At 71.9% G+C, this 15,840-nt stretch carries 15 protein-coding genes; 9 read left to right on the forward strand and 6 right to left on the reverse strand.

All coding sequences use genetic code 11. From position 1 onward, the window contains the following. The first annotated feature begins 60 nt into the window (after positions 1 to 60). Positions 61 to 360 carry a barstar family protein gene (locus QSK52_RS09610; RefSeq protein WP_285735516.1) on the forward strand — a complete coding sequence of 100 codons (300 nt, stop codon included), beginning with the start codon at positions 61 to 63 and terminating at the stop codon, positions 358 to 360. Between the two features lie 31 nt (positions 361 to 391). On the opposite strand, the gene QSK52_RS09615 is transcribed toward QSK52_RS09610, so the two are convergent. After that, a protein-coding gene (locus tag QSK52_RS09615) for an IS5 family transposase (protein ID WP_285735517.1) occupies positions 392 to 1,212 on the reverse strand; the annotation gives its coding sequence in 2 pieces (ribosomal slippage) (positions 392 to 873 and positions 873 to 1,212; 822 coding nt in all). 436 nt (positions 1,213 to 1,648) lie between these two features. Between QSK52_RS09615 and QSK52_RS09620 the strand changes: the two genes are divergently transcribed. Together QSK52_RS09620 and QSK52_RS09625 are read left to right on the forward strand one after the other, a co-directional pair. After that, on the forward strand, positions 1,649 to 2,527 hold the full coding sequence (locus QSK52_RS09620) for a hypothetical protein (RefSeq protein WP_285735518.1): 879 nt from the start codon (positions 1,649 to 1,651) through the stop codon (positions 2,525 to 2,527). A 79-nt stretch (positions 2,528 to 2,606) separates the two neighbouring features. Next, positions 2,607 to 3,408 (forward strand): IS5 family transposase gene (locus QSK52_RS09625; protein ID WP_435053204.1). Its coding sequence is split into 2 segments (ribosomal slippage): positions 2,607 to 2,942 and positions 2,944 to 3,408, totalling 801 coding nucleotides; the frame shifts between segments, so codons are not numbered across the junction. Positions 3,409 to 3,417: 9 nt separating this feature from the next. Here the strand turns inward: QSK52_RS09625 and QSK52_RS09630 are convergent. After that, entirely contained in the window at positions 3,418 to 3,633 is a 216-nt protein-coding gene (locus QSK52_RS09630) for a hypothetical protein (RefSeq protein WP_285735519.1), read from the reverse strand. Beyond that, entirely contained in the window at positions 3,624 to 4,409 is a 786-nt protein-coding gene (locus QSK52_RS09635) for a DUF4253 domain-containing protein (protein ID WP_285735520.1), read from the reverse strand. The genes QSK52_RS09630 and QSK52_RS09635 overlap by 10 nt, the downstream gene beginning before the upstream one ends. 342 nt (positions 4,410 to 4,751) lie before the next feature. Here QSK52_RS09635 and QSK52_RS09640 point away from each other — a divergent pair, with 342 nt between their 5' ends. The 3 genes from QSK52_RS09640 to QSK52_RS09650 all read left to right on the forward strand — a co-directional run bounded on the left by QSK52_RS09640 (position 4,752) and on the right by QSK52_RS09650 (position 9,942). Further along, positions 4,752 to 7,181 (forward strand): glycoside hydrolase family 9 protein, encoded by a 2,430-nt coding sequence (locus tag QSK52_RS09640; RefSeq protein WP_285735521.1) that lies wholly within the window; start codon positions 4,752 to 4,754, stop codon positions 7,179 to 7,181. A 520-nt stretch (positions 7,182 to 7,701) separates the two neighbouring features. Beyond that, positions 7,702 to 9,045, forward strand: coding sequence for a family 2 encapsulin nanocompartment cargo protein terpene cyclase (locus QSK52_RS09645; RefSeq protein WP_285735522.1), 1,344 nt, complete (start codon positions 7,702 to 7,704; stop codon positions 9,043 to 9,045). A 27-nt stretch (positions 9,046 to 9,072) separates the two neighbouring features. After that, positions 9,073 to 9,942, forward strand: coding sequence for a geranyl diphosphate 2-C-methyltransferase (locus tag QSK52_RS09650; protein WP_285735523.1), 870 nt, complete (start codon positions 9,073 to 9,075; stop codon positions 9,940 to 9,942). Positions 9,943 to 10,197: 255 nt separating this feature from the next. On the opposite strand, the gene QSK52_RS09655 is transcribed toward QSK52_RS09650, so the two are convergent. After that, a complete protein-coding gene (locus tag QSK52_RS09655; RefSeq protein WP_285735524.1) occupies positions 10,198 to 10,707 on the reverse strand; it encodes a DinB family protein in 510 nt (169 codons plus the stop codon). A 345-nt stretch (positions 10,708 to 11,052) separates the two neighbouring features. Further along, positions 11,053 to 11,844, reverse strand: a complete 792-nt coding sequence (locus QSK52_RS09660; RefSeq protein ID WP_435053214.1) for an exodeoxyribonuclease III — start codon at positions 11,842 to 11,844, stop codon at positions 11,053 to 11,055. Between the two features lie 250 nt (positions 11,845 to 12,094). Here QSK52_RS09660 and QSK52_RS09665 point away from each other — a divergent pair, with 250 nt between their 5' ends. Further along, on the forward strand, positions 12,095 to 12,862 hold the full coding sequence (locus QSK52_RS09665; RefSeq protein WP_435053206.1) for a GntR family transcriptional regulator: 768 nt from the start codon (positions 12,095 to 12,097) through the stop codon (positions 12,860 to 12,862). 107 nt (positions 12,863 to 12,969) lie between these two features. After that, on the forward strand, positions 12,970 to 13,641 hold the full coding sequence (locus QSK52_RS09670) for a hypothetical protein (RefSeq protein WP_285735526.1): 672 nt from the start codon (positions 12,970 to 12,972) through the stop codon (positions 13,639 to 13,641). Between the two features lie 29 nt (positions 13,642 to 13,670). Here QSK52_RS09670 and QSK52_RS09675 read toward each other — a convergent pair whose 3' ends face one another. Beyond that, positions 13,671 to 14,825, reverse strand: coding sequence for an ROK family protein (locus tag QSK52_RS09675; RefSeq protein ID WP_285735527.1), 1,155 nt, complete (start codon positions 14,823 to 14,825; stop codon positions 13,671 to 13,673). Between the two features lie 330 nt (positions 14,826 to 15,155). Between QSK52_RS09675 and QSK52_RS09680 the strand changes: the two genes are divergently transcribed. Then, positions 15,156 to 15,836: a class I SAM-dependent methyltransferase gene (locus QSK52_RS09680; protein WP_285735528.1), complete on the forward strand. Its 681-nt coding sequence runs from the start codon at positions 15,156 to 15,158 to the stop codon at positions 15,834 to 15,836. The last annotated feature ends 4 nt before the right edge of the window (positions 15,837 to 15,840 follow it).

A 15,840-nucleotide genomic window follows, 5' to 3' on the forward strand; every position in this document is an offset into this window, starting at 1 on the left:
CACCTGGAGGAGGACGCCCGGCGCTCCTCGTTCCTCTTGCCGCCTTCAGGGACCAGCTACGTGGCCTGGCTGGACGGTGCCGAGATGGGCAACGAGCAAGGGCTCTTCGAACAGATGAGTGTCCGCCTCAGGTTTCCGGTCTACTTCGGCTGGAACTGGAATGCCCTCTCGGACTGCCTTCGCGACATGAAGTGGGTGCCCGCTGACCACTACCTGATCGTCATCGAGCGGTCAGCACTCGTGCTGCAGGAGTGTGTCGAGGATCGCGAGACCCTTCTCGGGATTCTCAATGCTGCAGGTCGACGCTGGGGGCACGGGATGGATCAGCCTGGCAAGTCGTTCAATTCGCTGCTGCTGTAGGCGCCGTGGCACCAACGGCGACACCTGGCGTCTACTGCTGGGCGGGGACAGCTCTTCGAAGAAGCCGCAGGCAGATGATCGAGCACGCGAGTTGAAGTAGGCCCTGGTGTATGTCGGCGCGCCGCTCGTACCGGATACGGAGTCGTTTGAACTGGTGCAGCCAGGCGAAGGCGCGTTCGACCACCCAACGGACCTTGCCCAGCCCGGAGCCGTGGGCGACGCCGCGTCGGGCGATCACCGGCTTGATGCCGCGTTTCCACAGTAGGCGGCGGTACTTGTCGAAGTCGTAGCCCCGGTCGGCGTACAGGCGCCGGGGTCGGCGGCGCGGTCGTCCTCGCAGGCCCCGTATCGGCGGGACCGCGTCCAGGAGCGGGAGGAGTTGGGTGACGTCGTGTCGGTTCCCGCCGGTGAGCGTCACCGCAAGCGGGGTTCCGTTGCGGTCGACGATCAGACGGTGCTTCGAGCCGGGACGAGCACGGTCGACCGGCGACGGGCCGACATGGTCCCCCCTTTGAGCGCCCGAACGTGCGAGCCGTCGACGGCACAGTCGTCCAGGTCGAGTAGGTCGGCACGACGCAGCTCGCCCAGCAGTGCGGCGTGAAGGCTGGGCCAGAGGCCGGCCTCGGTCCAGTCCCGGAGCCGCCGCCAGGCCGTCACGCCGGAGCAACCCACAGTCTCAGCAGGGACATCGCGCCATGCGACACCGGTCCGCAGCACGTACATGATGCCCGCGAGTGCCGCACGGTCGGGAACACGCAGACGCCCGGGATAACGGTGCCGCCGCTCGGGAGTGGGCGGAAGCAGCGGAGCGAGGCGCTCCCACAGGTCGTTCGGAACAAGATCAGCACGCACAGTGACACCCTGCCGACCAAGATCATATAGCGTAAGGCCCACGGTTCAATTCATTCTGAAACGATCAGTTACTGATCGTTTCAGAATGACTTTCGAAGGTGCCTGGGGCAGATGATGCTGCGGGCGAGGTCGCCGATCCGCTGCTGCGTCTGGTGTCGCAGGTCATCGCTAGGTTGGTGCTCTTTGCAGGCCGATTGGGCCGGTGACCGGACGCAGTATGGGGGTTGGGATGGGTGTTGGAGTCGGAGATAGGGCGAGCTGGGTACTGGAGCCGCTGGTGGGGGTGGGGCCGCTGCGGTTCGGGATGTCTCCTGAGCAGGTGAACGCGGCGATGGGCGAGGATGCTCCGCACGGCGTCCTCAGTGGCAGTCAGCGGAAGTGGAGCCGGTACCACCAGCACGGAGTGAGTGCGATCTTCGGATCGCGGGAGCAATTGGTGGCGGTGGGGGTCAACGCGATTTACGGGCCGCTGGTGCGGTGGGAGGGTGTGGTGCTGGTCGGCCGGGCGCCTTCGGAGGTGCGTGCGGACATCGGCCGCCTGGCGCTACGGCATGGGGTGGAGGCGGTGCCGAACGTCGAAGGGGAGCGGGACGTGCCGGCGCGGGGTGTCTCGGTGGGTGCGGTTCAGCAGTGGCTGCTGGACGCCGAGGGTTTCCTGCAGCGGGGGGACGGCATGGTCACCGACCTGCTGGTGACCGGGCCCGGCCTGGCCGAGGACCCGCACGGTGAGCGAAATGTGGCCAGTTGGCGCAGCAACTCCCGGCGCCGCACCCCGGAGCCGGGGCCGTGGCCGGTGCGGCCCGAGCGGGAGCGGCCGCGGTGGGAGTGCGTGCCGCTGGTGGGGGTGGGGCCGCTGCGGTTCGGGATGACACCGGAGCAGGTGTCGGCTGCCCTGGGCGGGGAGACGCCATCATCGCGCCACACCTACCACCCCTACCCGGCAGGGTCCCTCTGGGAGGACCAGGGCGACCCCGCGGAGGAGCGGCTGATCGAGGAGCGGTTCGAGGCCGCCGGCGTGCGCGCGCACTACCCGTGGTGGGAGCAGGACCGCGGGCCGTTCCTCGGCGCGGTCACCGCCCTCGGGCGCTCCGGCCCCCAGGTCCTCCTCGACGGCATCCCGCTCATCGGCCGGCCGCTCACCGCCGTCGAGGCCGACATCCTCGGGTACCTCAAGGACAACGACCTCGGCCTGCGGTTGCAATGCAGCGGGGACCTCGAGATCCACGGCCTCGGCGTGACGGTGCGCACCGCCCGTGTCGGTGACAGCGTCATCAGCGAGGCCCGGCTCGGGGCAGAGCAGTGGTACGAAGAGTGATCGTGCCTGTACCGATCGCTCCGGAATGAGTTGAGCCGCGCTCTTGCACACGGCGGTCTTGGTCGGCAGGGTGTCCGGCGTGCGTGTTGATCTTGTCCCGGACGATCTGTGGGAGCGGGTGGCTCCACTGCTGCCGCCCGCTCCCGAACGACGCCACCGGTACCCCGGGCGACTACGAGTCCCGGACCGGGCGGCCCTGGCCGGCATCATCTACGTGTTGCGGACCGGTGTCGCGTGGCGCGATGTCCCTGCGCAGAGCGTGGGCTGCTCCGGGGTCACGGCCTGGCATCGGCTGCGGGACTGGACCGAGACCGGCGTCTGTCCCCGCCTGCACGCCGCGCTGCTGACCGAACTGCGCCGCGCGGACCTGCTGGACCTGGACGACTGCGCCGTGGACGGCTCGCACGTCCGGGCCCTCAAAGGGGGGACCTTGTCGGCCCGTCGACCGCGCCCGGCCCGGCTCCAAGCACCATGTGATCGTGGACCGTTGCGGCACCCCGCTCGCCGTGACGCTCACCGGTGGCAATCGCCACGACGTCACCCAACTGCTGCCCCTGCTGGACGCGATCCCGCCGATCCGAGGACTACGAGGACGACCACGCCGCAGACCCCGGCGGCTGTTCGCCGACCGGGGCTACGACTTCGACAAGTACCGCCGCCTGCTGCGGAAGCGCGGCATCAAACCGATGATCGCCCGACGCGGCGCCGCCCACGGCTCCGGACTCGGCAAGGTCCGCTGGATCGTAGAACGTACCTTTGCCTGGCTCCACCAGTTCAAGCGCCTCCGCACCCGCTACGAGCGCCGCGCCGATCTCCACCAAGGACTACTTGACCTCGCCTGCAGCATCATTTGCCTCCGACGCCTTCGAAAGTCATTCTGAAACGATCAGTTAACCTACCGCCAGATCCTCGCCCTGTTCGAGAACACCGACAACGGCCTGCACGCCAAGGACGTCTGCCGGGCGCTCGGCCTCGGCACCGAGCCCCGCCACACCGAAGGCACCCGTGCCAAGCTGAAATGCCTGGTCAGGCGTGGCGTCCTGATCGAGCCCGAGCCAGGCCTGTTCGCAATGCCGCACCAGTGATGGAGTCCCGGTCAGTCCCACCCAAACCACCAGTGGGTCCGGTTGACGAGGCGGCCAGCGTAATCGGGGAACGGGGTCGGCGGGTCGTCGACGATGTTGTCGGCGGTCGACAGCACGTGCTCCAGCGCCAGCAGCTCCGCCTGGTCGGCGCTCCGAGGAGGCCAGGCCACCGCGACATGAAGCTCGCTGCCGAACATCGCCACCACCTGCGCCCCGAAACGCTCTTCCCAGCTGCGTAGCAGTGCACACAACAGCTCAATTGGCGCATCCGCCTTCCAACCGAGGACAGCCGGGATGTCCGCGCCGCGCTGGGCCGGGACGAGCGCCAGTCGACACTCATTCAGCCCGTACCAATGCGTATCGACTAGACCGGCGACCGTGCGTGCCGCAGTCTGGGTTGGGATGGAGCTGTCAGCGGTGACAGGTGACGACGGTGCCAAACCGGGCCAGCTGACGAAGGGCGGCCCTGGATCGTGCGGCCACGGCTCGACGTCCTCCGGCATCTCCATCGGCATCGGCTGTGACCAGAACGGCAACCGCTGCCGACGGTACTCAAGAAAGTCTGCCGCTAGCTTCGACTCCAGCCGGATCGCGTCCACTCCGGCCAGATCATGCGGCTGGCCCTGACTGTCGGGCCAGCACAGAAGCGGAAACAACCCGGTGGCATGCGACTGGTCCAGCAGCAGACGCCATAGATGTTCGATGTCTTGTGGTAGCTCGTTGGACAGCCATACGTCGACTGTCCCCCAGGACTCGAGGTGTCCAGGCGGCAGACCGTCAGGCAAGGGAAAGGCCATGGCTGGACGGTAGGGCAGATCACCGACACCCCGCACGAACCCGGTCGTCCAACCGGATCGCCCCGACTGTGTGACCCGCCGAGGTCAAGTTACGGCCGGACCCTGACGAACGCTGTCGAAAGCTCACAGAACACGCTCTCAATTCCGGTGTGTAACTTCCACGTTGCGCGTTGACACGGCTGTGGCGCCGCGGACACCATGGACGCCGCCCACGGCCTGCCGACACCGCTCCCGACCGACCAGGATTGGGAGCGCTCCCACGGTGTTCGAGCAGGTCACGGGCCGTCCGATCGGCACCCCCCACCCCCACAGCCGCCCCCACCGCCGCCCCGGAAGGACGCCATGTCCCGTCCCGCTGCACCCCCGCCCGGCCCGCCGCGTTCCGCCCGCCGCACCCTTCTCGGCCTGCTCGCGGCCGGTGCCGTGGCCGCCGGTGCCCTGCTGCCGCTGCACAGCGCGGCCGCCGACGCCACCGCCGCGCCCCCGTACAACTACGGCGAGGCGCTGCAGAAGTCGCTGCTGTTCTACGAGGCCCAGCAGTCCGGCAAGCTGCCCGCCACCAACCGGGTGAGCTGGCGCGGGGACTCCGCGCTGGACGACGGGAAGGACGTCGGGCTCGACCTGACCGGCGGCTGGTACGACGCGGGCGACCACGTCAAGTTCGGCCTGCCGATGGCCGCTTCGACCACCATGCTGGCCTGGGGCGGCATCGCCGAGAAGGCGGGCTACACCGCCTCCGGGCAGATGCCGTACCTGAAGAACAACCTGCGCTTCGTCGACGACTACCTGATCAAGGCGCACCCCGCCCCCAACGTGCTCTACGGCCAGGTCGGCAGCGGCTCGGCCGACCACGCCTGGTGGGGCCCGGCCGAGGTGCTGCCGATGGCCCGGCCCGCGTACAAGATCGACGCCTCCTGCCCGGGCTCGGACCTGGCGGGCGAGACGGCCGCGGCGCTGGCCTCCTCCTCGATGGTCTTCGCCGACAGCGACCCGACGTACTCCGCGACGCTGCTCACCCACGCCAAGCAGCTGTACTCCTTCGCCGACACCTACCGCGGCAAGTACAGCGACTGCATCAAGGACGCCCAGGGCTACTACAACTCCTGGAGCGGCTACAACGACGAGCTGGTCTGGGGCGCGATCTGGCTCTACAAGGCCACCGGCGACAGCAGCTACCTGGCCAAGGCCGAGAGCTACTACGCCAACCTCTCCACCGAGCCGCAGTCCACGACCAAGTCCTACAAGTGGACGATCGCCTGGGACGACAAGTCCTACGGCGACTACGTGCTGCTGGCCCAGCTCACCGGCAAGCAGCAGTACGTCGACGACGCCAACCGCTGGCTCGACTGGTGGACCGTCGGCGTCAACGGTAGCCAGGTCAAGTACTCCCCGGGCGGCGAGGCCGTGCTCGACTCCTGGGGATCGCTGCGCTACGCCGCGAACACCTCCTTCGTCGCCCTGGTCTACTCCGACACGCTCACCGGCGACCCCGTCCGCAAGGCCCGCTACCACGACTTCGCGGTCCGCCAGATCGACTACGCGCTCGGCGACAACCCCCGCAAGTCCAGCTACCTGATCGGCTTCGGCGCCAACTCCCCGAAGAACCCGCACCACCGCACTGCCCACGGCTCCTGGACCGACCAGCTCACCAACCCCGTCGACAGCCGGCACACCCTGATCGGCGCCCTGGTCGGCGGCCCCAGCTCGGCCGACGACTCCTACACCGACGACCGCTCCAACTACGTCAACAACGAGGTCGCCACCGACTACAACGCCGCCTTCACCGGCGCCCTGGCCCGGCTCTACGGCGAGTACGGCGGCGCCCCGCTCGCGAACTTCCCGCCCAGGGAGACCCCGGACGGGCCGGAGATGTCCGTCCAGGCCTCGGTGAACGCCTCCGGCACCAACTTCACCGAGATCAAGGCGTACCTGATCAACAAGTCGGCCTGGCCGGCCCGCGCGCTCAAGAACGCCTCGCTGCGCTACTACTTCACCCTGGAGCCGGGGGTGAGCCCGAGCCAGATCACCCTCACCACCAACTACAACCAGTGCGGCACGGTCAGCGGCCCGACGCTGTACTCCGGGTCCACCTACTACGTCACGGTCGACTGCTCCAACACCGTGATCGCCCCGGCCGGGCAGTCCGCCTACCGCAAGGAGGTCCAGTTCCGGATCGCCTCCGCGGGCGCCTGGGACCCGACCAACGACTGGTCGTACCAGGGGATCTCGCTGGTCCCGGGCTCGACGCCGGTGGACGCGGCCAACATCCGGCTGCTGGACGGGGGAGTGCCGCAGTGGGGCGCCGAACCGGGCGGCACCGGCCCCTCGCCGTCCCCGTCGGCCTCCGCCTCGCCGTCGCCGTCCCCCTCGGCCTCCGCCTCGCCGTCCCCGTCGCCGTCGCCGAGTGCGAGCAGCAGCCCGAGCAGCAGCCCGAGCGGCAGCCCGAGCCAGCCGGTCGCGGGGTGCGCGGTGACCTACACGGTGGGCAGCAGCTGGGGCAGCGGGTTCACCGCCGACGTGACGGTCCGCAACACCGGGAGCAGCACCGTCTCCGGCTGGACCCTCGCCTGGACGTACCGGGGCAACGAAGCGGTCACCAACGCCTGGAACGCCAAGGTGGTCCAGAGCGGCGCGGCCGTCACCGCCACCGACGCGGGCTGGAACGGCACCCTGGCCCCGGGCGGCACCGCCTCCTTCGGCTTCCAGGCCACCGGGACCCCTGCCGCACTGCCCGCCTTCACCCTCAACGGCCGGGCCTGCAGCACCGCCTGAGCCGCTCCCGGCAGCTGAACGCCCCCGTCCCCGCCTCCCCGCGGGGGCGGGGGCGTTCGTGCGTGTCGGCGGACGGCGGGTGTCGGCGGACGGCGGCGGGTGTCGGCGGGCGGCGGCGGGTGTCGGCGGGCCGCGCAGGGTGGCGCCGGGTGGTGGCGGGCGGCCTCGGGTGGCCGGAAACGGTTCTACCGGCGGGGACGGGCGGCGGGGGCGCGGTGGTTCGGGAACGCCCTGGGGCGGGTGGCTCAAATGCAGTCGGTGCGGCGGGTAAACATCGCGCTCCGCAAGATCACCGTATCGAGGTAAATACCCCCTGCCGTGCGGGCGCAGCGTCCGTGCGGGGCATTAGCGTTCCTCAAGATCCGACCGGCTCGGCCACCCGTTCTGACCATGCGTCACCTCTCCTCCTCCCGAGGAGAGTTCGTCGAGATGCCCCCTCGTGGCGGGCGGCCGCAGGCCGTTCGCCGCCGTCCGCACGCCCGGGCGGACCCGCCCTCCCCTCCCCAGTTAGGAGCCACGGATGCCCGAGCCAGGGCTCTCCTCTCCGTCCGCGCTCTCCCCGTCGACCGGCCCGTCCGACGAACCGCCGTTCCTGTCCGCCCTGACCGCGGTGCTGCAGGCCGCCGCCCGGGAGGTCGCGGCGGCCGCGCCCGCCACGGCCGCGCCCCCCGCGCCCGCCGTCGATGCGCCCGCCACCCCCGCAGCCGTCCCCGTAGCCGGAGCCGCCCCCGTAGCCGCCCCCGCGGCGGCCGTTCCCGGCGCGGCCGGGCTGGAGCGGATCCTGCGCGGCCCCAGCGGACTCGGGACGGACGGCCTCCTGCTGCCCTCCCGGCTCCCCGTGCCGGAGGCCCGCACCGCCCCGGCCGAGGCGGGTGCCCCGGCGGAGGGCGTCCCGGTGCCGGGCCTGTACTTCCACCCGGTCCCGGAGCCGGACCCGGTGCGGGTGGCGGAGGTCAGCCGCCGGATCAAGGACTGGGCGGTCGACGAGGTCGACCTCTTCCCGGACGAGTGGGAGGGCCAGTTCGACGGCTTCTCGGTCGGCCGCTACATGGTGGCCTGCCACCCGGACGCCCCGACGATCGACCACCTGATGCTGGCCACCCGTCTGATGGTGGCCGAGAACGCGGTGGACGACTGCTACTGCGAGGACCACGGCGGCTCCCCGGTCGGCCTCGGCAGCCGCCTGCTGCTCGCCCACACCGCGCTGGACCCGCTGCACACCACCGCGGAGTACGCGCCGGGCTGGGTCGAGTCGCTGGGCGCGGACGCGCCGCGCCGGGCCTACCGCTCCGCGATGCAGTACTTCACCGAGGCGGCCAGCCCGTCCCAGGCCGACCGGTTCCGGCACGACATGGCGCGGCTGCACCTGGGCTACCTGGCCGAGGCGGCCTGGGCCGAGACCGACCACGTGCCCGAGGTGTGGGAGTACCTGGCGATGCGCCAGTTCAACAACTTCCGCCCGTGCCCGACCATCACCGACACCGTGGGCGGCTACGAGCTGCCGGCCGACCTGCACGCGCTGCCCGCCACCCAGCGGGTCATCGCGCTCGCGGGCAACGCCACCACCATCGTCAACGACCTGTACTCCTACACCAAGGAACTGGCCGGTCCCGGGCGGCACCTCAACCTGCCGGTGGTGATCTCCGAGCGCGAGGGGCTCTCCGACAAGGACGGCTACCTGAAGGCCGTCGAGGTCCACAACGAGCTGATGCACGCCTTCGAGGCCGAGTCGGCCGCCCTCGCCGCCGCCTGCCCGGCCCCGCCGCTGCTGCGCTTCCTGCGCGGCGTCGCCGCCTGGGTCGACGGCAACCACCACTGGCACCAGACCAACACGTACCGCTACAGCCTCCCCGATTTCTGGTAAACACCGGTAAGAAACGGACACTTGCAGATGACCAGCACCGACACCGCCGCCGCTTTCGTCCCCGCACCCGCGACCGCCTACCAGGGCGACATCGCCCGCTACTGGAACAACGAGGCCCGCCCGGTGAACCTGCGCCTGGGCGACGTCGACGGGCTCTACCACCACCACTACGGCATCGGCGCGATCGACACCGAGTCCCTCGGCACCCCCGAGGACAGCGAGTACGAGAAGAAGCTGATCACCGAGCTGCACCGGCTGGAGTCCGCCCAGGCCGAGGTGCTCCTCGACCACCTCGGCCCGATCACGCCGGACGACACCCTGATGGACGCGGGCTGCGGCCGCGGCGGCTCGATGGTGATGGCCCACCAGCGCTTCGGCTGCAAGGTCGAGGGCGTCACCCTCTCCAGCACCCAGGCCGACTTCGGCAACCGCCGCGCCCAGGAGCTCGGCATCGCCGACCACGTCCACTCCCGGGTCTGCAACATGCTCGACACCCCGTTCGCCAACGGCCAGATGTCCGGCTCGTGGAACAACGAGTCCAGCATGTACGTCGACCTGCACGACCTGTTCGCCGAGCACGCCCGGGTGCTCAAGGTCGGCGGCCGCTACGTCACCATCACCGGCTGCTGGAACCCGCGCTACGGCCAGCCCTCCAAGTGGGTCTCGCAGATCAACGCGCACTTCGAGTGCAACATCCACTCCCGCCGCGAGTACCTGCGCGCGATGGCCGACAACCGCCTCGTCCCGCAGGCCGTCATCGACCTGACCCCCGACACGCTGCCCTACTGGGAGCTGCGCGCCACCTCCTCGCTGGTCACCGGCATCGAGGAGGCGTTCATCGAGTCCTACAAGGACGGCTCGTTCCAGTACGTGCTGATCGCCGCCGACCGGGTCTGACACCCCGCCCGCCCCGCCTGCCCCGCCTGGTCCCCGGCGCCACCCGGCCCGGGGATCAGTCGCGTCCGGCTGTCGACGTCGGCCGGTCGGTGCCCCGGTGCCACTTCGTGCTCCCGCACCGGGGCGCCGGCCCGAGAAGCATCCAGTGACCTACCGCCGCACCCACGGCGTCCGGTGCTTCCACGGCCGCTACCCGATCGGCGACGACGAGCTCCGCGGCCCGAGGAACCCGGCGAACCTCCTCCGGTCACAGGATCACTCGGCGTAGGGGTTACCGCCGAGCCACGTGGTGCCGTCGATCAGTTCGCGTGCCGCGTCCAAGTGTCCGCTGTGGCAGGCGACTTCGGTGAGCACGTGGATCAGGACGCGCCGCACGTCAGGCAGTCGCCAGGTCGGCCAGAACTCCACGGGCCAGGCCGCCGGCTCCTGGTCGAGCGCGGTGGCCGCGAGCACGGCGTCCGCGGCCGTGACGGCTGCCCGGTAATCGGCGAGGACCTGCTCGGCGCTCATCCCCTCGGGTACGGACCAGTGCGCCTCCGCGCCCGCAGTGAGCTGTCCGGCCACCTCCGGATCGCCCGCGATCACCCCGAGGAACCAGAAGCGTTCGACGTCCACGGTGAGGTGGCGCAGCAACGCCAGACAGCTCCAGCCACTGGGCAGGACCGGCCGCCGCAGATCGTCTTCCGACAGCCCTTCGAGAACTCCGATGACGTGATTGCGCTGATGGTCAAGGGCGTTCTTGAGGGCGTCGAGTTCGGCGTTCACCGCACGGGGCACAGATCGCCGAGGCGTTCCAGGGCCCCGCCGGCCATCTCTCCCGGCTCTCCTGTGGTACCTGTCGCACTCGTCATACCGCGCCTCCGGCCTCCTGCGGATCATCTGCGGCCTGGACGCTACACCGGGGCTACGACAACACCTGGCCGAGCACGTGCGAGGCGCTCGCCCTGCGCCCCTCACCAGCAGGCCCCCGAAGCCGCTCGTCGCCACGTCGCCCGGCACCCGCCAACCCGGCGAACGTCGCCGGTCGGAGCACCGGCAGGCGACGCCCGGGGCAGGCGGCGTGGAACCTGCCGCCTGCCCGGCGGCACCGGGCCGACGCTGGTGGGTGCGTCAGCCCAGGTCGTACACGGCGGTGACCGGCGCGTGGTCGGACCAGCGCTCGGCGTGGGTGGCGGCGCGCTCGACGCGGGCCCCGGCGCAGCGGGCGGCGAGGCCCGGGGTGGCCAGGTGGTAGTCGATGCGCCAGCCCGCGTCGTTGTCGAAGGCGCGGCCGCGGTAGGACCACCAGGAGTAGGGGCCGTCCTGGTCGGGGTGCAGGCTGCGCAGGACGTCGACGTAGCCGTGCTCGTCCAGGACGCGGGAGAACCAGGCGCGCTCCTCGGGGAGGAAGCCGGCCTTCTTCTGGTTGGCCTTCCAGTTGCGCAGGTCGGCCTCGCGGTGGGCGATGTTCCAGTCGCCGCAGACCAGCACCTCGCGCCCCTCGGCGGCGGCGCGGGCGCGCAGTTCGCCGAGGTGGACGAGGAACTCGGCCATGAAGCGCTCCTTCTCGTCCTGCCGCTCGGTGCCGACCTCGCCGGAGGGGAGGTACAGCGAGGCGACGGTCAGGCCCGGCAGGTCGAGTTCGGCGTAGCGGCCGGAGGTGTCGAACTCGGCGGAGCCGAAGCCGATCCGGGTGGCGTCGGGGGCGCGGCGGGAGAGCACGGCGACCCCGGCCCGGCCCTTGGCGGCGGCGGGCGCCCAGACCGCGTGCCACCCGTCGAGGCGGGCCAGCACGTCGGCGAACTGCCCGGCCTCGGCGCGCACCTCCTGCAGGCAGACCACCTCGGACTTGGTGTCGTCGATCCACTCCAGGAAGCCCTTCTTGGCGGCCGCCCGGATCCCGTTGACGTTGATCGTCGTGATGCTTTGCACGGAGCGAGGGTACCGGTTCGCCCCGGAAACCCGGCATTCCGGGCGAAGCGGGGCGCCATACCGGGTCGGCGGGCGATCCGCAAGGAACCCCGCCCATTGGTCTTGACCATCTCCCGGGGCACCCCCTACTGTCACTTACTGCAAAGACCTTTAATAAAGAAGGACGGATAAAGCCCGCCTCCCCCACCTGCCGAAACGGGGAGTCGCGGTGGGCCTGTCGTCCCTCAGGGTGGAGGACACGGTGGGGCAAGGAACGCTCGCGGCAGTGGCGGAGCCGAAGTACTGGCACCTGCGCACGGTGCTGCTGCGCACCATGGACACCGAGTTCTCCACCGGCCAGGTGCTGCCCAACGAGCGCGAGCTCTCGGCGCGCTTCGGCGTGGCCCGGGCCACCCTCCGGCAGGCGCTGGACCAGCTGGAGCTGGAGGGCCGCCTGGTCCGCCGCCGCGGCATCGGCACCCTGGTCGCCGCTCCGCGGGTCGGCATCCAGGTCGCCGGGCGCGGGTCCGCCCGCTCCGGCGCCGTCCACGGCGGCCAGGACTGGAAGGTGGTGGACTGCACCACCGGCCCCGCCTCCGCCGCGCTGGCCCGCACCCTCGGCCTCACCGAGGGCGACCAGGTGCACACCGTCCGCCGCCTGCGCACCGTCCAGGGCGTGACGGTCGCCGTCGAGTCGCTGCACGTCCCCTCGGCCGCGCTGCCGCACCTCGCCGTCGTGGTCGACGACAACGACCGCGCCCGCGGCGTGCTGCGCCAGCTGGAGCGGGTCGGCGTCGACGGCGAGTCCCGCTCGGTGGAGCTGGGCGTCGCCGAGACCGCCGAGGCCGCGCTGCTGGAGCGCCCGCCGGGCACCCCGGTGCTGGTGGTCACCACCCAGTACGCCGCGGCCGGCCGGCTGGCGGCGGTCGCGGTCTCCACCTACCGGGCCGACACCTGCAAGCTGACCTTCGGCGAGTCCGGCGTGGCCGTCAAGGTCGCCGCCGACGTCAAGGCCGCCGCCGTCTCCTGACGCCCCGCGGCGATCGGCCGACCCCGACTGACGACCCGTCAGACCCGTTGTCCGCGCCCCCGGTTACGCTCCTTCCCACGGACGGGCGGTGGACAGGGGGCGGCACCATGACCGAACAGGCGGAGCAGGTCGGACAGGCCGGGTCGGCGCAGTCGCCGGACCACGGCCGGGCGCTCACCGAGCGGGCCCTCGCCCGCGTCCGGGCCGACCCGTCCCGCCTGGTGCTCGACCACGACCGGTTCGCCGGCCCGTGGGTCGAGGGCCCGCTCCGCCCGCGCCCCGACCTGACGGCCTTCCCGAGCGGCCACCCGCTGCCGCCCAGCCTGCGCGCCTGGCTGGCGTACGACAGCGGCATGCTGGAGCGCCACGGCTGGTTCGACCGGAGCGGCGCCCTCGCGCCGCGCACCCTCGGCGAGATCGCGGTCGAGGAGTACGGCGAGCTGTGGGGCTCCTGCTTCGAGCCGTTCTCCGCGCTGTTCGGGGAGTGCTTCCTGCTGCCCGGCGGCTCGGACTCGCGCCGGGTCCTGTCGGTGGGCCCGTACGGCGAGCGCGACGAGCTGGGCGAGTACCCGGTGTTCGCGCTCGACGTCGACGACCTGCCGTACGCCGTCCTGATGCACCCGGGCTTCGACGTCTACCTCGCCGAGACCGCGGGCGTCCTGCCGTCCGACGGCCGCCCCGGCTACGACCGGCTCAGGCACGACCCCCGGTACGCGGCCCGGATGCGGGCGCACGCCCGGGGGCGGCTCAGGGGCGAGTACGAGCTGCTCTGCCTGTAGCGGTCAGCGGTCAGCGCGCGACGGGCCGGTCAGCGCGCGGCGGGCGGGTCGACGGCGAACAGCTGCTCCTCGACGTGGTCGAGGGCGACCCGCAGCGCGCCCATCGCGACCACGTCGGAGCCGAGCGCGGCGAGCGCGACCTCGGGGGCGCGCAGCGTGTAGCGGGAGAGCTGCTCGCGCAGCGGCTCCAGGACGCCGTCCAGCCCGGCCGCCCAGCCGCCGACCACGACCAGCTCCGGGTCGAGGGCGAGGACCAGCGCGGTGACGTCGTGGACGAGGCGGCCCAGGAAGCGGTCCATGGCGATCTGGGCGACCTGGTCGCCCTCCCGGGCGAGCCGCAGGACGCGGGCCACCGCGGCCTCGTCCAGCGGGTCGAGCGGCTTGCCGGTGGTGGACAACAGCCGTTCGGGGGTGGCCTGTCGGCCGAGCAGGTGCAGCGCGCCGATCTCGCCCGCCGCGCCGCCGTGGCCGCGGTGCAGCCGCCCGCCGATCAGCGAACCGGCGCCGGGGCTGAGCCCGGCCATCACGAACACCACGTCGCCCTTGCCGACCGCCGCGCCCTTCCAGTGCTCGGCGATGGCGGCCAGGTTGGCGTCGTTCTCGATCACCACCGGGCAGCGGAAGGAGCGGCGCAGCCGGGCGCCGAGGTCGAGGCCGGTCCAGCCGGGCATCGCGGTGCCGAGCCGGACGGTGCCGTCGCGGTCGACGATGCCGGGGGTGCCGACGGCGACCTCCCACAGGCTGTCGCGGGAGACCCCGGCCTTGCGCAGCACCTCGGCGACGGTGGTGCGGACCAGGGTGAGGCGGTCCTCGGCCTCCAGCGCCTCGTCCACCGTCTTGGCGTGGCTGGCCAGGACCTCGCCCGCCAGGTCGGCCAGCACGACCCGCAGGTCGTGGACGCCGATCTCGATGCCGAGCACGTGCCCGGCTTCGGCGCGGAAGCGGAACCAGCGGGCCGGGCGGCCGCGTTGGCGCCCCGCCTCCTGGACGTGCTCGACCTCGGCGACCAGCCCGGACTCCAGCAGCCCCTCGATCACGCCCTCGACGGTCGGCCGGGACAGGCCGGTGTCGCCGACGAGCTGGGTGAGCGTGACGGCCTGCCCGTCGCGCAACGACCGCAGGGTGACCGCCGCGTTGATGCGCCGCAGCAGTGAGGAGTCCCCTCCGGTGAGCCGGTCCGTCAAGTCGCTGCCCTTCCGCTTCGCGCGACTGCCCTGGCGCGCGGTGCCGTGGAGCGCGGTGTCGCCCCTCCCGCCGTGGTCGGGCGGGTGCGGGCCCGCGCGGAGCCGCCGCCCGCGGACCGGCACTGTGGGGTGCCGCGACCTGGGCGTCTGCCCGGATCGTACTCGCGCGGCCCGCGGCGGGGCGAGCGTTTCCGCAGCTCATAACGGCTTCGGTATCGAAACGGTACGTCGCCCGTGACCGCGGGGTGACCCGTCGGCGACGGTGCCGCGGTGCGGCCGGGCCGGTCACCGGCTCCGGGCGGCCGATCACTGGCCCTAGGCTTGGGTGCCATGGGGAACAACACCACCGCGGTGCGTCAGCCCGCGCCCGCCGACACCGAGTTCGTCCGGGCCCACACCGCTCCCGGGCCGGTGCCGTTCGTGCCGGAGGTGCGGCTGCGGATGGCGCAGGACGCGATCGCCCTGTGGGAGACCACCGAGCGGGACCGCGGACGGGAGGGACTGCCGCCGCCGTTCTGGGCGTTCCCGTGGGCGGGCGGGGTGGCGGTGGCCCGGTACGTGCTCGACCACCCCGAACTCGTCCGCGGCCGCCGGGTGCTGGACCTGGCGGCGGGCTCCGGCCTGGTCGCCGTCGCGGCGGCGCTCAGCGGCGCGGCCGCGGTGCGGGCCGCGGAGATCGACGCGTACGCGGTCGCCTCGATCGCGGTGAACGCGGAGCTGAACGGCGTCGCGGTGGCGGCCGAGTTGGCCGACGTGCTGGACGGCGACGGCGCCCCGGACGAGGTGGTGCTGGCCGGGGACGTCTTCTACGAACGCGCGATGGCCGCCCGCTTCCTGCCGTTCCTGGAGCGGGCCGCCGCCCGGGGCGCGACCGTGGTGGTCGGCGACCCCGGACGGGCCTACCTGCCGCGCGAGCGCTTCACCGCGCTCGCCGAGTACACCGTCCCGGTCGCCGCCGACCTGGAGGACGCGGCCGAGAAGGCCACCACGGTGTGGACGCTGAGCGGCTGACACC

The organism is Kitasatospora phosalacinea (genome assembly GCF_030268885.1).
GTDB classification, from domain to species: Bacteria; Actinomycetota; Actinomycetes; order Streptomycetales; family Streptomycetaceae; genus Kitasatospora; species Kitasatospora phosalacinea_C.